The following is a 15,090-nucleotide window of genomic DNA, read 5'->3' on the forward strand; positions in this document are numbered from 1 at the left end:
CCTAGGCGGATGCGTTGGTGGAAGGTAATCGGCGTGGCGAGCGTTGTCGGGGTGGCCGCCACCGGGGTGGTGCTGGCCCGGGCCGAGCGGCGGCGTCGGGCGTACAGCCCGGAACAGATCCGGGACCGGCTGCGGGAACGGCACGCGGCGGCGGCCGATGGCGCAACTTCCACCGGCGGCGGCCCGGACGACAGCCCGAACAAATCCCAAAGCTCACAGTAGGTACGCGCACCGCCAACCTGCTTGCGGGCGGCAAAGCGAATCAACATTATCGATAGATGGCGGGGCCGCGACCGGAGGCGGGACAGTCGGGCGTCGGCGCGGCCGGTCCCGATCCACCGGAAATCGTCGGCTTCGGCGCCCTGAACGTCGACTACATCGCGAGCGCGTCGCGGCTGTCCCAACGGATGGCGGAGCGGATTACCGAATCCGTCGCTCGGTTCGAGTGGAATCGCGAGGGGCCGGTCGACGAGGAGGTCATCAACGACGCGATCGCACACCTCGGGGTCGCCTCTCTCGGTTACTCGCTGGGCGGGTCGGCCTGGCTGACCATCTTCGCCCTGGCCCAGATGGGTGTCAGTCTCCGGCTCGGCTACGTGGGCGTGGTCGGCCGGGTGGAGGCTCCGGGGCTCTCCTTCCTCCGGCAGATGGCCGAGTTGCGGATCGACCATCGCTGGGTCAGCCGGCGGCCGGACCGGCTCAGCGGACTCTGTCTGTCCTACATCGACGACACCGACCGGGTCATGCTGACCCACCCCGGCGCCAACTTCGAGATGTGCGGATTCATCCGGGAGAACCTTGACGAGTTGGCCCGTTATCTCGCCGCGGCGCGCGTCGTGCACGTCACGTCGTTTCTCGACGAGGAAACTCCGGTTCAGGTCCTGGAGGTGCTGACCCTGGCCAAGCGGCTCAATCCGAAACTCTGCCTCAGTTTCGATCCCGGATTCGACTGGGCCGAACATCCCAGTGCGGCGGTCGAGGGAATTCTGCGCCTAACCGACCTCCTCTTCGTGAACTACCGCGAATTCAAGGCGCTCGGCCGCTACGTGTACGGCGAGCCGGACGACCAGATCGCCCGCAAGACGCTGGCCCGGTGCGGCTCGGACTGCACCGTTTTCGTCACCAAGCGGTACGACGTCATCGAGGTGTTCCGGTCGGTGCCGGCGGGAGTGCTCACCTCCCGGTTCCAGTTGCAGCGCCCGGTGCGGGAGACCGAGTTGGAGGACGCCACCGGAGCCGGGGACGTCTTCGCGGCGGGCGTGCTCTCGGCGCTGGCCTCCCGCCGGCTACAGGTCGAACTCGGTGCCTTCGTCGGGCTCAGCCTCGCCCGGCAGAAGGAGCTGCACCGGCACTCAGTCGGGGAGCGTCCCGGGCTGCCCGACCTCAGCAAGGGCTTCCTGCAGAAGACGGAGCGGCTGGGCGGGACCGGACCGGGGCCACCCGGTGTGTTCATCGCACACGACGAACATCCGCAGTGGAGGGTCGTACGCCTTTTCATCGAACAGAACTGCGGTCTGCCCACGTACGAGTTGAAGTCCTCGGATCTCGACGGGCACAACCTGGCTGCGCTGATGCGGCAGAGCCTGGCCCGGTGCAGCTTCGCGGTCTGTCTGCTCAGTGCGAAGGGCAGCGGTCCGGGCGCCCGGAGCCCGGCGAACCAGAACATTGTTCACCAGGCCGGAATCTTCCAGGGTCGCTACGGGTTCGGGCGAGTCGCGATATGGCCGAGGAGGGCTGCGATACGTTCTCGAACATCGCGGGCCTGATCCGGATGGACTTCCCTCTAGGCCGGATCACCAGCACGTTCCTGGAACTGGAACGCATGTTGCGGCGCGAGGGCCTGATGCGGCGATGGGGTGACAGACGTGACAGATTCTTCAATTCGCATTGACGATCGTGCCGATCCGGAGGGTTTTGCCCTTGATGTCGTCGGGATTGGCGCGCTGAATCTCGACTATCTCGTCAGCGCCGGCTCGTCGCCCTCCGAGCCGATCCGCCCGCTGACGGAACGCATCTCCCGGCTGGTCGAACGGAGTGGACCTCCGGTGGAACCGGGCACCGAGCGTGCGGTCGACGCCGAGACGATCCATGCGGCGATCGAGGCCGCCGGCTTCGCCCGACCGGAGACGCTGCTCGGCGGGACCACGTTCAGCCTGGGCGGGTCGGCCTTCAATGCGATCTTCGCCATCGCGCAGACCCAGGTCGGGCTCCGGCTCGGGTACGTCGGGGTGGCCGGGCGGGTACCGGTGATCGGGCTCTCCACGGTCACCCAGTTCGAGGCGCTCGGCATCGACCACCGGTTCGTCTTCCAGGACAACGCGCACCTCTGCGGGATCTGCCTGTCCCTGGCCGAGGAGGGTGACCGGACCCTGCTCACCCACGCCGGCGCGAACGAATACCTGGCCGACCACCTGGACCGGGAGTTCACCCGGGTGGTCGCCTATCTGGCCGGCGCCCGGGTGGTGCACCTCACCTCGTTCCTGGACGACCGGACCCCCGGTCGGCTGCTCCGGGTGCTGCGCGCGGTCAGGGAGGCGGGCACCGGCACGTCGATCTGCTTCGACCCCGGCCACGTCTGGAGTGCGACGGCCAGTGCCGAGATCGAGGCGCTGCTCGGGCTCAGCGACTATCTGCTGGTCAACTACCGCGAGTTCCGGGAACTCGGCCGGCATGTCGAGGGCGAGTCGGACGAGACGGTGGCCGCCCGGCTGGTCTCCCGGACCGCGGCCGGACAGGGCGTGGTGGTGGTCAAGCTGCCCACCGGGATCTGGTCCTACCAGCGGGAGAACGGCAAGCTGACCAGCGACTTCTACGCCCAGGCACAGGTCGTCGTCCCGGAGGACGTCAAGGACGCCACGGGTGCCGGCGACGTCTTCGCGGCCGGTCTGCTCACCGTACTGACGAGTGACAGGTTGCAGGTCGAGCTGGGTTCACTGTTGGGGATGCGGCTGGCCCGGCACAAGCTGCGGCACGTGGGCAGCGCCGGGCACGCGCAGTTCGCCGAGGTGACCAAGGAGTTCATCCGCTCGCTGGCCAGCGAGCGGCGCAGTGCCGGGCTGCCCAACGGGGTCTTCATCGCGCACGGCGCGCATCCGGAGTGGCTCGCGGTGCAGCGTTTCATCGAGGAGCGGTTCGAGTTGCCGGTGTACTCGTTCGAGAGCGGGTCGTGGGGCGGACGCCAGGTGACCGAGGCACTCGCCGACTATCTGGAGCGGTGCGGGTTCGCGATCTGCGTACTGACCGCCGAGGACTTCACCGGCGACGGGCGGCGGCTGGCCCGGCAGAACGTGGTGCACGAGGTCGGGCTCTTCCAGGGGCGGCACGGCTTCGACCGGGTGATGGTGTTGGCCGAGGAGGGCTGCGACTTCGTCCCGCAGGCCGCCGAGCCGTACACGATCTCGTTTCCGCGCAACGGGATCAGCCGGACGTTCTACCAGCTCGACGAGATGATCCGGGCCCAGGGCTTCGGCGCCGTCGAGTCCTGACCGGCTGCCGGCGTCCCGGGATCCGGACAGGCTTGCGTTTATAGCAAGACGGACGTACGGTTTTGTTGAGTCGAACGGACGTCGGTAAGGGTTACCTGAGCCCATTGCCGAGGTAACAGGTAGGAAAGACTGCGGTACGGGCCGGGACGAAGACAGCGTGAAGGAGTACGACGTGGCGAGCCTCGACACCTTCGGTGCGAAGAGCCAGCTACGCGTCGCAGACGCGAGCTACGAGATTTTCAAGATCAATACAGTACCCGGGCACGAGCGCCTGCCGTACAGCCTGAAGATCCTGCTGGAGAACCTGCTCCGCACCGAGGACGGCGCGAACATCACCGCCGAGCACATCCGGCAGCTCGGCGACTGGGACCCGGACGCCGAGCCGAGCGTGGAGATCCAGTTCACCCCGGCCCGGGTGCTGATGCAGGACTTCACCGGGGTGCCCTGCGTGGTCGACCTGGCCACCATGCGGGAGGCGGTCCGCGAGCTGGGCGGCGACCCGACCAAGGTCAACCCGCTGGCTCCGGCCGAGCTGGTGATCGACCACTCGGTGATCGCCGACCTCTTCGGCCGGCAGGACGCCTTCGTCCGCAACGTCGAGCTGGAGTACGGCCGCAACAAGGAGCGCTACCAGTTCCTCCGCTGGGGCCAGAACGCGTTCAACGAGTTCAAGGTCGTGCCGCCCGGCACCGGCATCGTGCACCAGGTCAACATCGAGTACCTGGCCCGGACGATCATGGAGCGGGAGGGTCAGGCGTACCCGGACACCGTGGTCGGCACCGACTCGCACACCACCATGGTCAACGGCCTCGGCGTGCTCGGCTGGGGCGTCGGCGGCATCGAGGCCGAGGCGGCGATGCTCGGCCAGCCGGTCAGCATGCTCATCCCCCGGGTCGTCGGGTTCAAGCTGCACGGCGAGGCCCCGGCCGGCACCACCGCCACCGACCTGGTGCTGACCATCACCGAGATGCTCCGCAAGCACGGCGTGGTGGGCAAGTTCGTCGAGTTCTACGGCCCCGGCGTCAGCGCGGTGCCGTTGGCCAACCGGGCCACCATCGGCAACATGTCCCCGGAGTACGGCTCCACCGTGGCGATCTTCCCGATCGACGAGGAGACGGTCCGCTACCTGAAGCTGACCGGGCGCTCGGAGCAGCAGGTAGCGCTGGTCGAGGCGTACGCCAAGGAACAGGGCCTGTGGCACGACCCGGCCGCCGAACCCGACTACAGCGAGCGGCTCGAACTCGACCTCTCCACAATCGAGCCGTCGCTGGCCGGCCCGAAGCGCCCGCAGGACCGGGTGCCGCTGGGCAACGCCAAGACGCTGTTCCGGTCCGCCCTCGTCGACTACGTCGGTGACGGCGGCAACGGCGCACGCGGCCCGGCCGACGAGGCGAGCGAGGAGTCCTTCCCGGCCAGCGACCCGCCGGCCAACGACGTCAACGACCCGGCCGACGCGCCGCGCGACCTGGTCTCGGCGGCCACCGGCGCGAAGGGCCGGGCCAGCAGTCCGGTACGCGTCACCGGCGACGACGGCGCGGAATACGAGCTGGACCACGGTGCCGTGGTGATCGCCGCGATCACCTCCTGCACCAACACCTCCAACCCGCAGGTGATGATCGGGGCGGCCCTGCTGGCCCGCAACGCCGTCGACCGGGGGCTGTCCCGCAAGCCGTGGGTGAAGACCACCCTGGCCCCGGGCTCAAAGGTGGTGATGGACTACTACGAGCGGGCCGGCCTCACCCCCTACCTGGAGAAGCTCGGCTTCCACCTGGTCGGCTACGGCTGCACCACCTGCATCGGCAACTCCGGCCCGCTGCCCGAGGAGGTCTCGGCGGCGGTCAACTCGCACGACCTGTCGGTGGTCTCGGTGCTGAGCGGCAACCGGAACTTCGAGGGCCGGATCAACCCGGACGTCAAGATGAACTACCTGGCGTCCCCGCCGCTGGTGGTGGCGTACGCGCTGGCCGGCACGATGGACATCGACCTGGCGAACGAGCCGATCGACACCGGCGCCGACGGTCAGCCGGTCTACCTGCGGGACATCTGGCCCAGCTCCGCCGAGATCGACGACGTGATCGCGAGCGCGCTGCGCAGCGAGATGTTCACCAAGGACTACGCCGACGTCTTCGCCGGGGACGAGCAGTGGCGTTCGCTGCCGACCCCGGAGGGCGACACCTTCGCCTGGGACGGCGAGTCGACCTACGTGCGCAAGCCGCCGTACTTCGAGGGGATGGAGCCGGAGCCGACGCCGGTGCGGGACATCTCCGGCGCCCGGGTGCTGGCCAAGCTCGGCAACTCGGTCACCACCGACCACATCTCGCCGGCCGGCTCGATCAAGGCCGACTCCCCCGCCGGGACATACCTGGCCGCGCACGGGGTGGCCCGGCACGAGTTCAACTCCTACGGGTCGCGGCGCGGCAACCACGAGGTGATGATCCGGGGCACCTTCGCCAACATCCGGCTGCGCAACCAGCTCGTCCCGGGGGTGGAGGGCGGCTTCACGGTCAACCACCTGACCGGCGAGCAGACCTCGATCTACGACGCCTCGGTGGCGTACCAGGAGGCGGGCATCCCGCTGGTGATCCTGGCCGGCACCGAGTACGGCTCCGGCTCGTCCCGGGACTGGGCGGCGAAGGGCACCATGCTGCTCGGGGTAGGCGCGGTGATCGCCCAGTCGTACGAGCGGATCCACCGGTCGAACCTGATCGGGATGGGTGTGCTGCCGTTGCAGTACCCGGCCGACACCGACGCGGAGTCGTTGGGGCTGACCGGCACCGAGACGTTCTCGATCAGCGGGGTGACCGCGCTGAACGACGGCCAGATCCCGCGCACCGTCCGGGTCAGCACGGACACCGGGGTCGAGCTCGACGCGGTGGTCCGGATCGACACCCCGGGCGAGGCGGACTACTACCGGCACGGCGGCATCCTGCGCTACGTGCTGCGCAAGATGCTGACCGCCTGATCCTCGCCACCCAGCGCACCAGCGGGCCGGTCATCCCCCACTCGGGGGTGGCCGGCCCACCGCGTGACGCCCCGGCGCCGGGTCGCCGGGCTGTGCCCGGTAGCCGGGACCGGACGGCATATGCCCGACGAGCGTGATACCACCAGGGCATCAGGATGACACTGTGGTATCACTGGCAACCGGGAACTGCCCGGCCCGCCGGCCGGGCGCCCGGCCGGGCAGGCACCGGATCGGGTACGAGACGAGGAGGCCGGAAATGCGGCAGAGTTCGACCCGAGTCGGCCGCGTGCCGGCGCTCTTCGCGTCCGCACTGGCGGCGGAGCCGGTCCGGCCGCTGCTCACCTACTACGACGACGCCACCGGGGAACGCACCGAACTCTCCGCCGAGGCGCTGGCCGGCTGGGTGGCCCGGACGGCGAACCTGTTGCTGCACGGTTGCGGACTCGGCATCGGTGCCCGGGCCGCGGTGCTGCTGCCGCCGCACTGGCAGACCGCCGCCGTACTGCTCGGCACCTGGTCGGCCGGGGTGTCGGTGAGCTTCCACGGCCTCGCCACCGCCGGGCTACCCGCGCTCGGCCCGGGAGTCGAGGAGCCGTTCGACGTCACGTACGCCGCGCTGCCCCGGATCGGCGACTGGCTCGACCACGTACCCGAGGCGGAGCACCGGTTCGTGCTGGGCCTCGCCCCGGACGCCGCACCGCTGGCCGCGCCGCCGGCCGGCTACCGGGACTACCTCACCGAGGTACGCGGCCACGACGCCGACCTGCGGCCGTACGTGCCGCTGCACCCCGACGACCCGGCGAGTGTCGACGGCACCAGCTACGCCGAGTGGGGCCGACTGGCCCGGTTGATGGCGACCGATCTGTTCGACCTGCGCCCCGGCGACCGGGTACTCGTCGACGCCGCCGAGCACGAGCACCCGGTGAAGTGGCTGCTGGCGCCGCTGGCGGCCGGCGCCTCGGTGGTGCTCTGCGCGAACCTCGACCCGGACAGCGTCGAGCGGCGCACCCGGGAGGAACAGGTGACCCGGATGCTGTGACCGCCCTCGGCCGGCCGTGCTCAGAGTGCCGTGGTCAGGGCGTCGTGGAGGTGTCCGGCAGCAGGCTGGTCGCCCCGGGCACGTACGGGTCGAGCAGGTGGGTGGCGAGGACGATCCGCTGCCAACGGCTGACCGGTACTCCGCTGGAGTCGGCCAGCCGCACCACCGCCCGCCAGTCCCGGGAACAGCGGGCCCGGATCCGGCCGATAAGCGACAGCAGCTCGCCGGCCGGGGTACCCGGAGCACGCCGGCAGCGTTCCTCGGCCGCGTCGGCCAGCTCGCCGAGCGTCCGGTCGAGTTCGAGGTCCACCTCCGGGGTGGCTGCCTCCAGCCGGTCGACCAGGGCGAACGCCTCCGACCGGCCGTCCGGGACCGGGCCGGTCGACCCGCCGATGGTGCGCCGGTAGAGGCCGGCCCGGGTCTCGTGGTTGCAGAGCACCGCCAACTCGCGGAGCAGGTCGGCCGGCTCGTCGGCGGCGTGCACCAGGTTGAGCTGGTAGTTGAAGCTGCCGACGTCGTAGCGGAGCTGCCCGGGGCGGCACCGGACCGGGTCGGCCGGCCCCTTGGCGGTGCTGAGCAGCAACGAGGCCGGCTCGGGGCGGCCGGGCAGGGCGAGCAAGAGGAGCAGGCACTCGCACGCCGTCACGTAGAGGTCGGCGGCGTCCCGCCGGTCCCGGCTGGCGGCGTTCAGCCCGTACTGCCACAGCGCCCGTACGCCGTGCCGGTCGATCGTCACGGTCGCCGCCCAGACGATGCTGAAGCCGTACGCCAGCACCCAGCGCAGCACCGGGGCGAGCCGGCGGCTGACCACGGCGTCCGGCTTCAGCAGCAGCAGCGCGTGGTCGTGGCAGAACTCCTCGACCCGGCCGGCACCGACGGAGAGCAGGTCTTCGAAGCTCTCCCGGAAGTACGTGTCGACCGCGTAGAGGGACCGCTTCCGGGGAAGCGTCGACAGGAAGGCGGGAATCTCCTGGGCGCCGGGGGTGGCCATCGCCTGTCACTCACGCAGTTCCGCGGCTCGCCGGCCGACCTCTCCCGGGCTGAGCAGTTCACCGTCGAGCACCACGCCGACGAAGTTGTCCAGCGGGATGTGCTCGAAGACCGGTGCACCGAGCCGGGCGAAGACGGGCCCGGGGACCAGCTTCAGCGCGCTGGTGACGATCAGGGTGGGCAGCTGTTCGGCCAGCTCCCGGGTACCCCGGATGTTGAGCACGGTGTCCGGACCGATCGCGTCGGCTCCGGCCAGCGCCACCGCCGGCTCGCCGGTGCGCAGCGAGTCCGGCAGCTGGGCCAGGATCTGCTTGACGATCGAGCTGCTGGGCGCGTAGGTGACCGGGACGCCCTGCTCGCCGACCCAGGTCACCGCCGCCTTCACGGTGTTCTCCACCGCGTGGTCCAGCTCGGCCCGGATCCGGCGCAGTTCCTCGGCCGGCTCGGCGGAGCGTACCGCGTTGGCGATGTGCCACATCGGTGCGTAACCGGGCAGCCGGGCGGTCAGGAAGTCCGTCGCGTCGGCCGCCGCGGCGGGATCGTCGATCAGCTCGAGCAGACCCTGGATCACCAGCCGGGCCACTCCGGTGGCCCCGGCCGTGGTGACCGTGACAGCCTCGCGGAGCGATGTCGGCAACGTAGCTTGGTCCATGTGCGGGCTCTTTCCGTTCCGGGTCTGGTCCTCTGAGGACGGGACTACCTTCCCGGCATCGAGAATGCCCGATCTACAGACATCCCGGCACCGAGTTTGGTAGTTCATATCAAACGGACACCCCGGCCGGAGCCGAATGACCAAATGGCATCATCCGTAACCGTCCGACGACGCGCGGTGCGGCACCCGCTGCGCGACCCGGGCCCGGGTGCCCGGATCAACCGGTCGGCCGTCGGACCTGGTCAGCGAGGATGGTGGGCGGCAGGTTCGACGCTGTGCCAGGATCTTGGGCATGGACGACAGGACGATTCTGAGCCGGATCACCGAGCTGGTCGACGAGGAGCACCGGCTCCGCAACCACGCCCAGCAGGTGGAGAACTCGACCGACGAGGACCGGACCCGGCTCCGGGAGCTGGAGGAGTCCCTCGACCAGTGCTGGGACCTGCTCCGGCGGCGCCGGGCCGCCCGGCAGGCCGGCAACGACCCGGACACCACCGGGGCCCGTAGCGTGAACGAGGTCGAAAAGTACCTCCAGTGAACCGTCAGCCCACTCCCGCCTCCCGGAGCAGTTGACCGGTCAACGCGTCCGGGTCGACCAGCTCGCCCGGAAGTCCGCGCGAGGCGAACCACGCGGCCACCACCCGTACGTCCCGGGCCAGGAAATCCCGTCCGCTCGGGTTGGCCACCACGTCCACCACCTGCGGCAGGTCGATAAGCACCAGCCGCTCCCCGTGCACCAGCAGGTTGTACGGCGACAGGTCACCGTGCGCCAACCCGGCCCGGGCCAGTACGACGAGCGCGTCGACGAGCTGGTCCCAGAGCGCCCGCAACGGCACCGGGTCGGGCCGGAGCTGGGCCAGCCGGGGTGCCGCCTCCCCCTGCACCGGGTCGCCGACGAACTCGAGCATCAGCTCGGTCCCGGCCAGCTGCACCGGGTACGGCACGGCGACGCTGCCCAGGTCCCGCCCCAGCTCCCAGAGCCGGCCCAGCGCGGCGAACTCGGCGGCCGCCCACTGGCCGGCGATCATCTGCCGGCCGAACGCGGTACGCCCGGCCATCGCCCGGTTCTCCCGGGACCGGCGTACCCGCCGCCCCTCCAGATAGCCGGCGTCCCGGTGGAAGAGCCGGTGTTCGGGCTCGCGGTAGCGCTTGGCGGCGAGCAGGCAACTGCGGTCGGTCGCCGGCACGGCCCGGCGGACCAGGTGCACGTCCGCCTCCTTGCCGGTCTTCAGCACACCCAGCTCGGTGTCGGTGGCGGCCAGCTCGGTGACCAGCCAGTCAGGGTACGGCTCCGGCCCGTGCACCGCCTGGTCCCAGCTCGACCAGCGGTCCCCGACGTCGGGGACGTCGGTGTCGGCGTTGGTGTCGAACGCGGCCGCGGTGGCGTGCCGGTGGCGTTTCAGGAAGCGCGGCTCGTCGTCGTCGAACCGGCGGGTGGTGCGACCGCCACGAGGGCGGGCCGAACCGGAATATTCGTCGTAGTCGCGTGGCATTGGAGGAATCCTTCGGTCGAGTCGGAAGAAGACAGGCGGGAGCGCAGCACAACGACAGCCACAGTCACCCCTCCTTCCGCTCGGCCGGGCGGTGCCCGGAAATGCGATAAGACCAGCGGGGCCCAGGCACGGTCCTCCGACGCGCAATGCTCGTCCGTCCCGAACCCGCCGGTCAACCGAATTACCGCTCCGACCGCCACGGGCCGGCGACGAAGGCGATCCGCCGGTGCCCCGCAGCGGCACCGAGCCGCCGGGGCGGGCCGGACTCAGGCGGCGAGCACCGTGGCGACGGCGGCGATCAACCCGTCCACGGTCCTGGTCGGGGCGTACCTGCGTTCCATCCAGCGGCGGCCCCGGTGCAGCCAGACGCTGGGCAACCCGACCGCCGTGGCGCCGCCGATGTCCGCCTCCGGGCTGTCCCCGACCATCCAGGCACCGCGCAGCCGCATCCGGGCCCGCTCGGCGGCCAGGGTGAAGATCCGGGGATTCGGCTTGCTGACCCCGACCTCCTCGGAGATCACCCAGTCGGCCAGATAACGGTCCAGGCCGGTACGCCGGATCTTCATCTCCTGGAGCCGCTCGGTGCCGTTGGTGACCGCCACCGGCACCCAGCCGGCCTCGTCGGCGATCCGCAGCGCGCAGGCGACCAGCGGATCGAGCCGGGTGTACTCCACCACGCCCTCGTGCAGCGCCTCGACCAGGTCGATCGAGGGGATCCGGAGGCGGTAGCGGTCCCGGATCGCGTCGGCCACGTCCCAGCGGTTCGTCAGGCCGTCGGCGTCGACCGAAAGAAGCCAGTCGATGTCGCTCTCGGGCGCCCCGATCTCGGCCAGGAACCCCTGCGCCCAGGTCCGGAACGGACCCGCCCGGTCCAGCAGAGTGTTGTCCAGATCGAGGAGCAACAGCGGCACTTGCGCACAGTACGGGACGCACCCGGTCGGACAACAGTCCCAGCATGTAAACAGACCGGGTTGTCCGAGCTGACGACAGGCGGTCAGCCGGTCAACAGGTGCCGTTTCCCACCCTGGCCGGGCAGCCGTTCGGCGAGCATCCGGTGCGCGTCGCGTACCCGGTGCAGCTCGGCCGGGTCGAACCGGGCGACGACGACGGCGACGCCGGTGTCCGGGCCCCGGTCCAGCGTCCGGCCCTCCGGGTCGTGGATCGCCGCACCGCCGTTGAACCGCCACGGCGCCGGGCCGCCGACCGCGTTGGCGAAGACCACGTACATGGTGTTGTCCAGCGCGCGGGCCCGGTAGTAGAGGTCACGGCGGTGTTCGGAGCCGACCAGGTAGCCGCTCGGGCAGAGGTAGCCGTGTGCCCCGTCCTGCGCCGCGGCCCTGCCGTGCTCGGGGAAGCAGCCGTCGTAGCAGACCCCGAGGCCGAGCCGCCAGCCGTCGACCAGCAGGGTGGCGCCGCGGCTTCCGGGGGTGAACAGGGCGTTCTCGTCCGGGCCCCACAGGTGCTGCTTGGCGTAGCCGGCGTCGACCCGGCCCGCGCCGTCCACCAGCAGCGCCGAGCAGGTCCGCCGGCCGTCCGGGTGCCGGACCGCCGCGCCGACCACGACCACGACCCGGCGGTCCCGGGCCACCTCGCGCAGCGGATCGAGCCGGGGATCGGCCACCTCGCCGTCGGGCCCGGCCGGCACGTCGGTACCGGCCGGATCGCCGGCCAGCGTCGGCGGGTGGTACGCCGGCAGGAACAGCTCGGGTAGCACGACGACCCGGGCGCCGCCGTCGGCGGCCCGCGCGACCAGCCGAGCGGCGCAGGCGGCGTTGCCGGCCACGTTCCCGGGTTCGGGTTCGGCCTGGACCGCGGCGACCGGCAGAGCCGCATCCGGCAGGGCCGCATCCGGCGGAGCGGTGGGGGTGGTCTGCGTCACGGTCGCGATGGTAGCCGACCGGAACACCCGATCCGATCTTGCGAACCTGCCGTCGGGGAGGAGAATCGGCCCGTGCCCGACGCCTTCTACCTGCCCACCGACGACCCCGAGCGGCACCTGTCCACCCCGGCGACCGAGGGACCGTGGAGCAGTGGCCTGCAACACGGCGGGCCGCCGTGCGCGCTGCTGACCCGGGCCGTGGAACGGACGCCGAGTTCGCTGGACGGGCCGGCCCAGGTCAGCCGGATCACCGTCGACTTCCTCGGCGCGGTGCCGGTCGACGAGGTCACCGTACGGGCCGCCGTGGCCCGGCCGGGGCGCTCGGTCGAACTGGTCGAGGCCGAACTGCACGCCGCCGGGCGGGTGGTGTTGCGGGCCCGGGTGTGGCGGATCCGGCGTACCCCGGTGGAGCTGCCCGCCGAGGTGTTCGGCACCGCCGTGCCGCCGCCGCCCCGGCCGGCCGAGCCGTCCCGGTTCACCGAGCCGCGCTGGCAGGTCGGCTACCTGCGGGCGATCGACTGGCGGTTCGTCGAGGGACACTTCGAGCGCCCCGGCCCGGCGTCGGCCTGGGCGCGGCAGCGGATCCCGCTGGTGGCCGGCGAGGAGCCGAGCCCGCTGCAACGGGTCGCCCTGCTCGCCGACTCCGGCAACGGGCTCAGCCGGCTGCTGGAGATGGAGCGGTGGTGGTTCATCAACACCGAGCTGACCGTGCACCTGCACCGGCAGCCGAGCGACGACTGGCTGCACGTCTCGGCCGCCACCACCCTGGACCCGCAGGGGTCCGGACTGGCCGAGACGGTGCTCTCCGACGCCGCCGGGCCGCTGGGCCGGGGCGCCCAGGCCCTGATGGTCGGCCGCCGGTCCGGCTGAGCCTGGATCCACCGGTGGTTGGTGAGGTGGGCGTGCCGGTGTGTGGGGATTGACCGCCGCTGATGGGTGGGGGTGCTGGGCAGGTCGGGTCTGCCGGTCTGTCCGGCTTGCTCCGTGGTCCTGGTCGTGGTGGTCGGTGTTGGTGTGGTTAGCCGGCGGGTGGGGGCAGGGCGCGGATGCGGTGCAGGGCGGTGAGGAGCGCGTCGGCCCAGGGCCAGGCGCGGGGTAGGTGTAGGTGCAGGCGGCGGGCGGTGCGGGTGAGGCGTGCGCCGACGGTGTAGATCTTGCGGCGGACGGTCTTGGCGGTGACGCGGGGCAGGCTGAGGCCGAGGCGGGCGGTCCAGCGGGTCAGGTTGTGGGCGATGGTGTTCAGGACCAGCCAGGCGGCGTTGCCGCCGAAGCTTTTGGTGGGTAGGTGGGCCAGGCCCATGCCGTGTTTGAGGTCGCGGATGGCTAGTTCGACCTCGGCGTGGCGGCGGTGGTCGGCTTCCAGGTCGAGCATCGGCCCGTCGCGGTCGGTGATGAACGGGTGGTAGTCGTAGACGGGGAACAGAGCCTGTTGGGCGGCGCGGCCGGTGTTGCGGGCCAACGCGTCGGTGCAGGGGGTGCGGCGCACGATCAGCCGGACCGGGGCCGGGTTGGGCCGGTCGTGGCCGTGGGTGTCCTGGGTGAACGGGGTCCAGGTGATCTCGGTGACGGCGGCGCCGGGTAGGAAGTAGTCGATCGGAGTCCAGGCGGTGTCGTCGATGGCGGGGATGACGTGTTTCAGGTTGCCGATCATGCGGGCGCCGATGGAGAACCGCACTCCGGCGGCCCGGCAGGCGGCGACCACGTCGTGCAGGTAGAACCCGGAATCCATCCGGAACACGAGGTTCCCGGCTGCGCCGGCGGCCCGCACACGGCCGATGGTCTCCTTGATGAACACCGGCGCGGCGGTGGCGTCGTTGGACCGGCCCCGCCGCAGTCGGGCGTGCGCGACGTCGCCGGTGCCGGCGATCACCGCGAGCAGGGGGTGATAGCCCCGCCGTCCGGTGCGCATCACCTCCCGCGCGCCGGCTTTGCCCAGCCCGTACGTCTCACACAGCGTGGAGTCGATGTCCACCGTCACCGACTCGGTCAGGCCGGGTGACGCCCCGGCGGCGACCGCCCGGGCCAGCAGCCGGCGGGCGACCACATCGAGTTGCCGGGCGTGGTTGAACCCGAACGCCCGCAGAAACGACCCGACCGTCGAGGGCGCCGCCACCCGGTGACCCAGCACCGCCTGGGTCGACCCGGCCCGCAACGCGGCCACATCATCGATGCAGTCCCCACCGGCCAGCAGCGAGTGGATCACCGTCAGGCACTTGTCGTCCGGATGCGCGCCCAGACTGCCCGGCACCGTCACATGCTCCCGCAACAGCCCAGGCAGACCCAGCCGCTGCCCCAACGACGCCGCCACCAGCAGACCCGCATCCGACACGGCATTACCGTCATCCGCGCTGACAACAAGCCGATCCAAGCTGTGCGATGCTGACACCACGAGGGTGCTCCTTGGGTAGGTGAATCATTGGTGTGGTAACCACGATTTTCCCTGCCCAGGAAGCACCCTCACTCGTTCAACACGCCTCACCCCGACCACACCCCGGTGGATTCAGGCTGAGGCCGCCGGTCCGGCGTGGGCCGGGGGGAGCCAGGCAACCCAAGACGTACGTACGGATTGCATGCCGGGTCGTCGCCTGGC

13 protein-coding genes are annotated in these 15,090 nt (G+C 71.0%); 7 read left to right on the plus strand and 6 right to left on the minus strand.

The annotated features are described in order from the left end of the window. Positions 1–9: 9 nt before the first annotated feature. The 5 genes from O7626_RS21710 to O7626_RS21730 all read left to right on the plus strand — a co-directional run bounded on the left by O7626_RS21710 (position 10) and on the right by O7626_RS21730 (position 7,486). The gene (locus tag O7626_RS21710; protein ID WP_278062965.1) at positions 10–222 is read left to right on the plus strand and encodes a hypothetical protein; all 213 of its coding nucleotides are present in this window, start codon (positions 10–12) and stop codon (positions 220–222) included. Positions 223–278: 56 nt separating this feature from the next. After that, entirely contained in the window at positions 279–1,766 is a 1,488-nt protein-coding gene (locus O7626_RS21715) for a PfkB family carbohydrate kinase (RefSeq protein WP_278062966.1), read from the plus strand. A 99-nt stretch (positions 1,767–1,865) separates the two neighbouring features. Next, positions 1,866–3,485, plus strand: a complete 1,620-nt coding sequence (locus O7626_RS21720; RefSeq protein ID WP_278062967.1) for a PfkB family carbohydrate kinase — start codon at positions 1,866–1,868, stop codon at positions 3,483–3,485. 157 nt (positions 3,486–3,642) lie between these two features. After that, positions 3,643–6,447 carry an aconitate hydratase gene (locus O7626_RS21725; RefSeq protein ID WP_278062968.1) on the plus strand — a complete coding sequence of 935 codons (2,805 nt, stop codon included), beginning with the start codon at positions 3,643–3,645 and terminating at the stop codon, positions 6,445–6,447. A gap of 256 nt (positions 6,448–6,703) precedes the next feature. After that, on the plus strand, positions 6,704–7,486 hold the full coding sequence (locus O7626_RS21730; protein ID WP_278062969.1) for a TIGR03089 family protein: 783 nt from the start codon (positions 6,704–6,706) through the stop codon (positions 7,484–7,486). Positions 7,487–7,520: 34 nt separating this feature from the next. On the opposite strand, the gene O7626_RS21735 is transcribed toward O7626_RS21730, so the two are convergent. Both O7626_RS21735 and O7626_RS21740 read right to left on the minus strand, forming a co-directional pair. After that, positions 7,521–8,477, minus strand: a complete 957-nt coding sequence (locus tag O7626_RS21735) for a nucleoside-diphosphate kinase (protein WP_278062970.1) — start codon at positions 8,475–8,477, stop codon at positions 7,521–7,523. Between the two features lie 6 nt (positions 8,478–8,483). Then, positions 8,484–9,128: a hypothetical protein gene (locus O7626_RS21740; RefSeq protein WP_278062971.1), complete on the minus strand. Its 645-nt coding sequence runs from the start codon at positions 9,126–9,128 to the stop codon at positions 8,484–8,486. Positions 9,129–9,420: 292 nt separating this feature from the next. Here O7626_RS21740 and O7626_RS21745 point away from each other — a divergent pair, with 292 nt between their 5' ends. Further along, positions 9,421–9,666 carry a DUF2630 family protein gene (locus O7626_RS21745; RefSeq protein WP_278062972.1) on the plus strand — a complete coding sequence of 82 codons (246 nt, stop codon included), beginning with the start codon at positions 9,421–9,423 and terminating at the stop codon, positions 9,664–9,666. Between the two features lie 4 nt (positions 9,667–9,670). On the opposite strand, the gene O7626_RS21750 is transcribed toward O7626_RS21745, so the two are convergent. The 3 genes from O7626_RS21750 to O7626_RS21760 form a co-directional block, all read right to left on the minus strand. Further along, positions 9,671–10,621, minus strand: coding sequence for an RIO1 family regulatory kinase/ATPase (locus O7626_RS21750; protein ID WP_278062973.1), 951 nt, complete (start codon positions 10,619–10,621; stop codon positions 9,671–9,673). Between the two features lie 266 nt (positions 10,622–10,887). Then, positions 10,888–11,532: an HAD family hydrolase gene (locus O7626_RS21755; RefSeq protein ID WP_278062974.1), complete on the minus strand. Its 645-nt coding sequence runs from the start codon at positions 11,530–11,532 to the stop codon at positions 10,888–10,890. 83 nt (positions 11,533–11,615) lie between these two features. Continuing rightward, the gene (locus O7626_RS21760) at positions 11,616–12,500 is read right to left on the minus strand and encodes a carbon-nitrogen hydrolase family protein (protein WP_278062975.1); all 885 of its coding nucleotides are present in this window, start codon (positions 12,498–12,500) and stop codon (positions 11,616–11,618) included. A gap of 72 nt (positions 12,501–12,572) precedes the next feature. Between O7626_RS21760 and O7626_RS21765 the strand changes: the two genes are divergently transcribed. Beyond that, positions 12,573–13,370 carry a thioesterase family protein gene (locus tag O7626_RS21765; RefSeq protein WP_278062976.1) on the plus strand — a complete coding sequence of 266 codons (798 nt, stop codon included), beginning with the start codon at positions 12,573–12,575 and terminating at the stop codon, positions 13,368–13,370. A 148-nt stretch (positions 13,371–13,518) separates the two neighbouring features. Here the strand turns inward: O7626_RS21765 and O7626_RS21770 are convergent, their stop codons facing one another. Continuing rightward, positions 13,519–14,886, minus strand: coding sequence for an IS1380 family transposase (locus tag O7626_RS21770; protein ID WP_278062977.1), 1,368 nt, complete (start codon positions 14,884–14,886; stop codon positions 13,519–13,521). Positions 14,887–15,090: the final 204 nt, after the last annotated feature.

The sequence above is a fragment of the Micromonospora sp. WMMD1102 genome (genome assembly GCF_029626265.1).
GTDB lineage: Bacteria > Actinomycetota > Actinomycetes > Mycobacteriales > Micromonosporaceae > Plantactinospora.

Excerpts from the sequence above, each read along its gene's own strand:
- O7626_RS21735 (WP_278062970.1), bottom strand. The coding sequence starts at position 8,477 with ATGGCCACCCCCGGCGCCCAGGAGATTCCCGCCTTCCTGTCGACGCTT.
- O7626_RS21715 (WP_278062966.1), top strand. The coding sequence starts at position 279 with ATGGCGGGGCCGCGACCGGAGGCGGGACAGTCGGGCGTCGGCGCGGCC.
- O7626_RS21745 (WP_278062972.1), top strand. The coding sequence starts at position 9,421 with ATGGACGACAGGACGATTCTGAGCCGGATCACCGAGCTGGTCGACGAG.
- O7626_RS21750 (WP_278062973.1), bottom strand. The coding sequence starts at position 10,621 with ATGCCACGCGACTACGACGAATATTCCGGTTCGGCCCGCCCTCGTGGC.
- O7626_RS21710 (WP_278062965.1), top strand. The coding sequence starts at position 10 with ATGCGTTGGTGGAAGGTAATCGGCGTGGCGAGCGTTGTCGGGGTGGCC.
- O7626_RS21740 (WP_278062971.1), bottom strand. The coding sequence starts at position 9,128 with ATGGACCAAGCTACGTTGCCGACATCGCTCCGCGAGGCTGTCACGGTC.
- O7626_RS21730 (WP_278062969.1), top strand. The coding sequence starts at position 6,704 with ATGCGGCAGAGTTCGACCCGAGTCGGCCGCGTGCCGGCGCTCTTCGCG.